The sequence below is a fragment of the Deinococcus pimensis DSM 21231 genome (assembly GCF_000519345.1).
GTDB classification, from domain to species: Bacteria; Deinococcota; Deinococci; order Deinococcales; family Deinococcaceae; genus Deinococcus_A; species Deinococcus_A pimensis.
On record NZ_KI912614.1, the window covers coordinates 1889 to 9696 of the forward strand.

At 67.8% G+C, this 7808-nt stretch carries 10 protein-coding genes; 4 read left to right on the plus strand and 6 right to left on the minus strand.

Annotation, left to right across the window (positions count from 1 at the left end; translation table 11 throughout):
• A partial coding sequence (locus DEIPI_RS0100030) for a regulatory protein RecX (protein ID WP_027480431.1) occupies nt 1-231 on the minus strand: 231 nt, incomplete at its 3' end.
• A 195-nt stretch (nt 232-426) separates the two neighbouring features.
• Between DEIPI_RS0100030 and rpsT the strand changes: the two genes are divergently transcribed.
• Together rpsT and DEIPI_RS37100 are read left to right on the plus strand one after the other, a co-directional pair.
• The gene (rpsT, locus tag DEIPI_RS0100035; protein WP_027480432.1) at nt 427-711 is read left to right on the plus strand and encodes a 30S ribosomal protein S20; all 285 of its coding nucleotides are present in this window, start codon (nt 427-429) and stop codon (nt 709-711) included.
• Nucleotides 712-946: 235 nt separating this feature from the next.
• The gene (locus DEIPI_RS37100; protein WP_157463339.1) at nt 947-1369 is read left to right on the plus strand and encodes a hypothetical protein; all 423 of its coding nucleotides are present in this window, start codon (nt 947-949) and stop codon (nt 1367-1369) included.
• Nucleotides 1370-1431: 62 nt separating this feature from the next.
• Here DEIPI_RS37100 and DEIPI_RS0100045 read toward each other — a convergent pair whose 3' ends face one another.
• Both DEIPI_RS0100045 and DEIPI_RS0100050 read right to left on the minus strand, forming a co-directional pair.
• The gene (locus tag DEIPI_RS0100045) at nt 1432-1797 is read right to left on the minus strand and encodes a hypothetical protein (protein ID WP_027480433.1); all 366 of its coding nucleotides are present in this window, start codon (nt 1795-1797) and stop codon (nt 1432-1434) included.
• A 42-nt stretch (nt 1798-1839) separates the two neighbouring features.
• Complete coding sequence (locus DEIPI_RS0100050; protein WP_245588479.1) at nt 1840-2694, minus strand: DegV family protein; 855 nt, start codon at nt 2692-2694, stop codon at nt 1840-1842.
• Nucleotides 2695-2852: 158 nt separating this feature from the next.
• Between DEIPI_RS0100050 and bshA the strand changes: the two genes are divergently transcribed.
• A complete protein-coding gene (gene bshA / locus DEIPI_RS0100055; RefSeq protein WP_027480435.1) occupies nt 2853-3983 on the plus strand; it encodes an N-acetyl-alpha-D-glucosaminyl L-malate synthase BshA in 1131 nt (376 codons plus the stop codon).
• A gap of 44 nt (nt 3984-4027) precedes the next feature.
• On the opposite strand, the gene DEIPI_RS0100060 is transcribed toward bshA, so the two are convergent.
• The 3 genes from DEIPI_RS0100060 to sucC form a co-directional block, all read right to left on the minus strand.
• Nucleotides 4028-4600 carry a hypothetical protein gene (locus DEIPI_RS0100060; protein ID WP_027480436.1) on the minus strand — a complete coding sequence of 191 codons (573 nt, stop codon included), beginning with the start codon at nt 4598-4600 and terminating at the stop codon, nt 4028-4030.
• A 125-nt stretch (nt 4601-4725) separates the two neighbouring features.
• On the minus strand, nt 4726-5637 hold the full coding sequence (sucD, locus tag DEIPI_RS0100065; RefSeq protein ID WP_027480437.1) for a succinate--CoA ligase subunit alpha: 912 nt from the start codon (nt 5635-5637) through the stop codon (nt 4726-4728).
• Nucleotides 5634-6779, minus strand: a complete 1146-nt coding sequence (gene sucC / locus DEIPI_RS0100070; protein WP_027480438.1) for an ADP-forming succinate--CoA ligase subunit beta — start codon at nt 6777-6779, stop codon at nt 5634-5636. The genes sucD and sucC overlap by 4 nt, the downstream gene beginning before the upstream one ends.
• Before the next feature lie 353 nt (nt 6780-7132).
• Between sucC and DEIPI_RS27205 the strand changes: the two genes are divergently transcribed.
• On the plus strand, nt 7133-7808 hold a 676-nt coding region (locus DEIPI_RS27205; RefSeq protein ID WP_157463340.1), incomplete at its 3' end, for an ATP-binding cassette domain-containing protein.

Sequence of the window (7808 nt, forward strand, 5' to 3'; positions counted from 1 at the left end):
CCGGCGCGTGCTGGCGGAGCGCGCGAGCGCCTCGTCGTCGAGGTACCCGAGCTCCCGCAGGCGCGAGAGCACCTCCGTGGCGAGCGCGTCGTCCGCGCCGCGCCTGCGCAGACGCGTCCCGAGTTCCTGCTCGGTCAGCGCGCGCTGCGCGAGCGCCCGGAAGGCGTACTGCATCAGGTCTTCACGCGCGGGAGGCTTCCCGGCGCCCTCGGTCTCACGCCTGCGTCTCATGCCCCGAGGATAGAGCGTCCCCGCGGCTTGCCGGGACCTCTCCTTTCGTGTAGAATCTCAAGGCTGCTTCACCGGCATGACTCGGTGAGGCGGCGGTCACGAAGGTGACCCGCGCGGCCCCACGGGCCGACGCCACGAGTTCCGCGCGAGACACGCGTGGGACCGCATCGCGAACAGCGAGAGAAAGGAACCACCATGGCCCTGCGCCACAAGTCCGCCCAGAAGCGTCACCGTCAGAGCCTCAAGCGCCGCCTGCGCAACCGCAGCCGCAAGAGCACCATCAAGACCTTCACCAAGAAGGCCGTCGAGGCCGTGACCGCCGGCGCGGAGAACGCCGCCGAGCTGCAGCGCACCGCCGAGAGCCTCATCGACAAGGCCGCCAAGGGCAGCACCATCCACAAGAACGCCGCGGCGCGCAAGAAGAGCCGCCTCGCCAAGCGCCTCAACAAGCTTCAGGCCACCGAGCAGAGCGCGGACTGAACCGAGACGAGGAAGGGGCCACTCCGACCGGAGTGGCCCCTTCTGCTGTCTTGTTGACGAAGGCGCCAGGTTTGGCCGTGCGACGCTCGTCTCTGACGCATCCGGAAGCACGTTACGCCGGGTAAGAAGAGCCGCATCGACCTATCTGACGTTATTCGTTGTGCAATGTGAAGTTTCTACTCCGCGGTTCGATCAATGTAAAACAATGTAAGTGTCCTATTAGCTGAACGACTTTATGATTTCTGTAAAACAATTGATCCTGATTACTAGTGCGAGTATTGCTTTACATCCTGCTGCTTTTGCAGCAGAGCTGGATGAAAAATCAGAATTTAGCAGGAGCCTTGATGTGATCGAGGAAATTGAGGTATGGAAAGTGCCAAGCACAGTCATCGCAAAATCAGATAATCCTGGAACTTTCTACTTCCAACAGGGATGTAGAAGCTATGACAACGCCATACTAAAAATGTATGGAGTCATGGAGGAGACGAAGCTTGCCGTCGAAGGTCGCAACGGAGGCTACGCGACAAAGTTTAAGGTGCTGTGGTTAAAATGCGAAGATGGATTCAAGGAAATAGTCCGTGTTGGCCTGAAGAGCCATCCTGACTATAAACCGGATTTGCAGGTCAGACTGGCCCGCCCCGGAGAACTCAGGCGCTGATGAGATAAGGAGCAGGGACGAAAAAACGTCGTCCCTGTTCTCCCTTTGCCGCACGCGCCCGTTCAGTCGCGTTTCTCGTCGATTTCGAGGCGTCCGGTGTAGTGCTCGAAGTCCACCTCGAGGCGGTAGAGGCCGACCTTTCCGTTCGCGGGCAGGGCGATGCCGTAGCGTCCCTGCGTGCAGGTCTGCCCGCCGAGGTAGCGCTCCTCGGGGTCGTAGAAGCGCACGGTGACCTTGCCGGAGCGCGTGCTGCACGTCCCCACGATGGTGAGGCGCGTGGCGTCCTGGTACGTGCGGTACGTGTAGTTGCTCACGCCCCGGGCGTTGTAGGTGTAGGTCGGGAGGAGCGTGACGTACCCGACGCGCAGACCCGTGTAGTACGTGAGGATCCCGACGGCGATCGCGGTGACGAGCAGAACCCACTTCATCTTGCCTTCATCATAACAGAGGGGATTTGCTCATGTCGTGCGTTAAACGTCAGCGGGAAACGCGACCATCCCGTACGCGCCGGGGCCCGTGTAGGCTCCCACGACCGCGCCGATGAGCTGAATGCGGCCGCGGCGGATGTCCAGACGGGACGCCTCCAGCGCCCGGCGCAGTTCCTCGATGCGGTCGCGGTCACGGCCTGCGTACGCGATGGTCACCTGCACGGGTCTCGTCCCGAAGTGATCCTCCAGCTTGCCGATCATGTCGTCCATGGCGGTCCTGCCGCGAACCCGGCGGTCCGCGACGATCCGTCCGTTCTCGAAGGTGAGGATGGGGCGGACGCCGAGCAGGTTCCCGAAGAACGCCCCGACGCGCGAGAGGCGACCGCCGCGCCGCAGGTACTCCAGGTCGTTCACCGTGAATTCCACGCGCATGCTGGCCTTCAGGCGCTCCAGCGTCCCGAGGATGTCCCCGGCGGACGCGCCGCTCGCGGCGAGGCGCGCGGCGGTCATGACGAGCTCACCGAGCGGCGCGGTCGCGAAGCCCGAGTCGAACACGCGGACGCGGTCACCGACACCGAGCCGTTCGGCGGCGGCGCGGGCGTGCGCGACGGTCTCGCTGATGCCGCTCGACAGGTGGAGGCTGAGCACCGCGTCGTGCGTGGCGAGCAGACGGCGGTACACGGTGAGGAAGTCCTGCTCGTCGGGGGGAGTGGTCGTGGCGAACACGCCCTCACGCATGCGGGAGTAGAGCGCGTCCGGGTCGAGTTCCTCCCAGTCGAGCCAGAAGCGGCCGTCCATCTGGACGCGCAGGGGTACGACGGTCACGCCGAGCTGGGCCAGCTGGGCGGGGCCGAGATCACAGGTGGAGTCGGTGACGATGGCGAGCATGAATGCCATGAATGTACACTAATTCTGTTCTCATATGTGAGCAATCATCGCGTTCAGGGTGCGCGGCACAAATGTGCCTCGCAGGTATTCAGCCCTGACGAACCCGCCCTATCATCGGCTCGCATGAGAAATCACCCGACCATCCGCAGGTTCGTCCAGGGACCGCCATGAGGATCGCCGTGCTGTGCCACGCCAGCGCGGGCGGTTCCGGCGTCGTCGCGACCGAGCTCGGCATGCTCCTCGCCGACAGCGGGCACGAGGTCCGCTTCATCGGCGCGAGCGTCCCCTTCCGGCTCTCCGGACGCCACCACCTGCGCGGGCCGTACTTCCATCAGGTCGGCAACTACGCCTACGCCCTCTTCGAGCAGTCCTTCCCGGAGATCACCCAGGCCAACGCCCTCGCCGAGGTCATCTACGAGCACGACGTTCAGCTCACCCACGCGCACTACGCCATCCCGCACGCCACGAGCGCCATCCACGCGCGCGCCATCACGGGCCGCACGCGCGTCATCACCACCCTGCACGGCACGGACGTCACGCTCGTCGGCCTCGACCCGGCCTTCAAGCACTCCACCCGCTACGCCATCGAACGCTCCGACCACGTCACGGCGGTGTCGCATTTCCTCGCGGACCAGACCCGCGAGATGTTCGGCGTCGACACCCCCATCGAGGTGATTCACAACTTCGTGGACACGCAGCGCTTCCAGCGCAACCACGACCCCGCCGTGCGCGCCCGCTTCGCCCACCCCGAGGAGGCGATCCTCGTGCACGTCAGCAACTTCCGCGCCGTGAAACGCACCGAGGACGTCATCGAGGCCTTCGCGCGCGTCAGCACCGAACTGCCCGCGCGGCTCCTGATGATCGGCGACGGCCCCGACCGCCCGCGCGCCTTCGAGCTCGCGCAGAAGCTCGGCGTGCTCGGCCGCACCCAGTTCCTAGGGAGCTTCCCCGACGTGGAGACCGTCCTCAGCATCGCGGACCTGTTCATGCTGCCCAGCCAGCAGGAGAGCTTCGGCCTCGTCGCGCTCGAAGCGATGAGCTGCGAGGTGCCCGTCGTGGCCGCCCGCATCGGCGGCATACCCGAGGTCGTCGAGGACGGTGTGACCGGCATCCTCTGCGAGGTCAGGGACGTGGACGCCATGGCCGACGCGGCCCTGCGCATCCTGCGGGACCCCGCCACGTACCACGCGATGGGCCGCGCGGGCCGCGAGCGGGCCCTCACGCACTTCCACCCCAGCCTGATCCTGCCGCGCTACCTCGCGGCGTACGAACGTCTCATCCCCGCAGAAACCACCTGAAGAAAGCGGCCCGCCAGACGCGGGCCGCTTTCTTTGACTCCCGCTCAGCGGGTCACGACGAGCCGAACGCCCGACGCGCCCCGCGCGACGGACGTCTTGAGGGCCTTGCCGAGCTCGATGGAGACGGAGTTCCAGCCGCCCGCGAGGTCCACGTTCAGGCCGCGGTCACCCTTCACGTTCGCGTCCCGGTCCACGTACACGAGGACCACGCTCGCGCGGCCCGACTGCACGCCCGCCTCCAGCAGCGCTTCCGACTCGTCGCGCCGTCCGTTGCCGTTCGCGTCGCCGTACACGAAGAGACGCGCCTCGGCGGTCCTGACGTTCGGCGTGACGGTGGCGTCGCCCGTGACGCCCGGCCAGGTGAGGTCCATGGCGGAGAGGGCCGAGACCGAGCGTGCGGGGGGCGCGGCGTCCGCGACGCTCAGGCTGAACCTGCCGTCCTGCACGGCGACGCTGCCGAGCTCCGTCACGGGCGCGCCCGAGACGTTCACCAGCCACGCGCCGACGCGCGCGCCCGCCGGAACGTCCCCGGTGACGGTGCCGGACACGGACAGGGGGGACGCCGCGAGGGCGCAGGAGAGCGAGGCGAGCACGAGGGCCGCGAGGGCGCGTTTCATGCCCACACTATAGCCCGCGAGACTGATGAATTTTTGACCTTACTCCCACCGCTCATGAAGAACGTGAGCAGCGGAAACGGACGGGGACGGCGCCCGCGAGCGCCGCCCCCGGGGTCAAGTGGACCTTACGCCGTCTGCCCGAGGACCTGCTTCACGAGGTCCACGATCTGCGGCATGGTGTCCGCGACGGGCACATTCGCCTCGGCCATCGCGGCGAGCTTGCTCTCCGCCGTGCCGACGTTGCCCATGATGATCGCGCCCGCGTGCCCCATGCGCTTGCCCGCCGGGGCGGTGCGGCCCGAGATGAAGGCCACGACGGGCTTCTTCATGTTGTTCCTGATGTACTCGGCGGCGGCTTCCTCGTCCGCGCCGCCGATCTCGCCGATCACGACGACCGCGTCCGTGTCGGGGTCCGCCTCGAACATCGGCAGGACGTCCGCGAAGGTCGTGCCGATAATGGGGTCGCCGCCGATGCCGACCGTGGTGCTCGTCCCGAGACCCGCGTCGCCGAGGAGCTTGGCCGCCTCGTACGTCAGGGTGCCCGAGCGCGAGATCAGACCGATGCGGCCCTTCTTCTCGTAGATGCGGTTCGGCATGATGCCGACCTTGCACTCACCGCTCGACACGAGGCCGGGGCAGTTCCCGCCGATGAGGCGGACGCCCGCGCCGCCCGCCGCGCGGCTCACGCGGTCGAGCTCCTTGACCTCCTGCACGGCGCGCATCATGTCCACGGTGGGCACGCCCTCCGTGATCAGCACGATGAGCGGCACGCCCGCGTGCGCGCTCTCGAGGACCGCGTCCGCCGCGCCCGCCGGGGGCACGAAGATGATGCTGACGTCCACCTCGTGGTTCGCGCGCGCGTCCTCGACGGTGTTGTACACCGGGAGGCCCTCGTGCGTGGTGCCGCCCTTGCCGGGCGTGACGCCCGCCACGACCTGCGTGCCGAACTCGCGCATGGCCTTCGTGTGGTTCGAGCCCTCGCGGCCGGTCATGCCGACCACGACGACCTTGCTGTCCTTGGAGACCAGAATGCTCACTTGTTCGCCTCCTGCGCGGCGGCCTCGGCGGCCTGGAACATGTCGGGGTACATCTGGATGAGGGGGCTGTTCACCTCGGCGAGCAGCGCGCGCGCCTCCTCCTCGGCGGTGCCGGCGATGCGCATGCGCACGGGCTTCGTGAGGATGCCCTCCCGCAGCGCCTGGATGACGCCCTTGGCGACCTCGTCGGCGCGGGTGATGCCGCCGAAGATGTTGATGAAGATGGACTTCACGTCCGCGTCCTTCTGCACGAGCCGCACCGCGTTGTACACGATGTCGGCGCGCGCGCCGCCGCCGATGTCGAGGAAGTTGGCGGGCTTGGCGCCCGCGCGGTTCACGACGTCGAGGGAGGTCATCACGATGCCCGCGCCGTTGCCGAGCACGCCGACGTGACCGTCGAGCTTCACGTACGCGAAGCCGTAGTTGCTCGCCTCGATCTCCAGCGGGTGCTCCGCCTCGAGCTCGCGCCAGTCGGCGAGGTCCTTGTGGCGGTACATGGCGTTGTCGTCGATCTCGAACTTCGTGTCGAGCGCGAGGGGCGTGCCGCTCTCGTCGACGAACAGGGGGTTGATCTCCACGAGCACGGCGTCCATCTTCAGGGCGGCGTCGCTCATCTTGACCATCATGTCGGCGATCTTGTTCAGGTTGCCCTTGAAGCCCGCCTTGAGGGCCACCTCGCGCGCCTCGAAGGGACGCAGGCCGGTGACGGGGTCGACACGGAAGCGGATGATCGCGTCGGGGTTCTCGGCGGCGACCTCCTCGATCTCCATGCCGCCCTCGGAGGACGCCATCAGCGTGTAGGACTGCACGTTGCGGTCCACGATCATGCCGACGTAGTACTCCGTGCCCTTGTCGATGTCGACGGCCTTCGTGACGAGCACCTTCTTGACCGTGAGGCCCTTGATGTCCATCCCGAGGATCTTCTGCCCGTTCTCGAAGGCCTTCTCCGCGTCGGGGCTGAACTTGACGCCGCCCGCCTTGCCGCGCCCGCCCACGTGGACCTGCGCCTTCACGACGACCGACTGCCCGAAGTCCTGCGCGATGGTGCGGACCTCGTCGGGGGTGTACGCGACCCTGCCTTCCTGCACGTTCACACCGAAGCGACGCAGGAGTTCCTTGCCCTGATACTCGTGGAGTTTCAAATCAGCCTCCCTGGGGTGCCGCTTGGCGCGGTCCACCCCAAACTTTCCGGAGGCAGTATATACCTGACGAGCGTTAGGTGCCCCACACCCACAGAGACGCGAGGGCGCCCCACGCCCGAACGCCCGGACCGCTCCGGGCGGCGAAGACCAAAGGCTGGACGGCCACTCCCACACCTGGAGACACGCGAACGGTCCAGGCAGAAGCGAGGGGCCGTCCCCGAGCGTACGACGCCAAGGCGCCGACGGCCACTCCTCGCCCACAGAGACGCGAGGGCGCCCCACACCCGAACGCCCGGACCGCTCCGGCAACTCCCGTCACACCGCCCGGTCCCCGCGACTGCTAGCCTCCTGTCGTGCCGACCCTGCTGACGCTCGATCACGTGACCCTGGCCCGCGCGGACCGCGTGATCCTGGACGACGTGGGCCTCTCGGTGGTGTCGGGTGAGCGCGTGGCGTTGCTGGGCCGCAACGGGGCGGGCAAGACGACGCTGCTGGACGTGCTGGCGGGCCGCCTGCGTCCGGACGAGGGGGAGTCGTGGCGCGAGCCCGGCCTGAGGCTGGCGTACCTGTCGCAGCATCCGACCTTCGAGGGCGGCGAGACGGTCTCGGCGCTGGTCGCGGCGGCGAATCCGTACGAGGCGCGGCAGGCGCGGCTGGACGGGCTGGCCGCGCGGCTCGACGCGGAGCCGGACCTGCTCGCGGTCTGGGCGGAGCAGCAGGCGGCCTTCGAGGCGGAAGGCGGGTACGGGTTCGGGGCGCGGGCGAACGCGACGCTGGGCGTGCTGGGCCTGCGCGGCATGGAGGGGCGCGTGGCGTCCACCCTGTCGGGCGGGGAGCGCACGCGGCTGGCGCTGGCCCTCGCGCTGCTCGCGGAGCCGGACCTGCTGCTGCTCGACGAGCCCACGAACCACCTCGACCTGCGGATGCGGGAGTGGCTGGAGGAGCGCCTGCTCGCGTGGCGCGGCGCGGTCGTGCTGACGTCGCACGACCGGGAGCTGCTCGACCGGGTCGCGACGCGCAGCGTGTGGA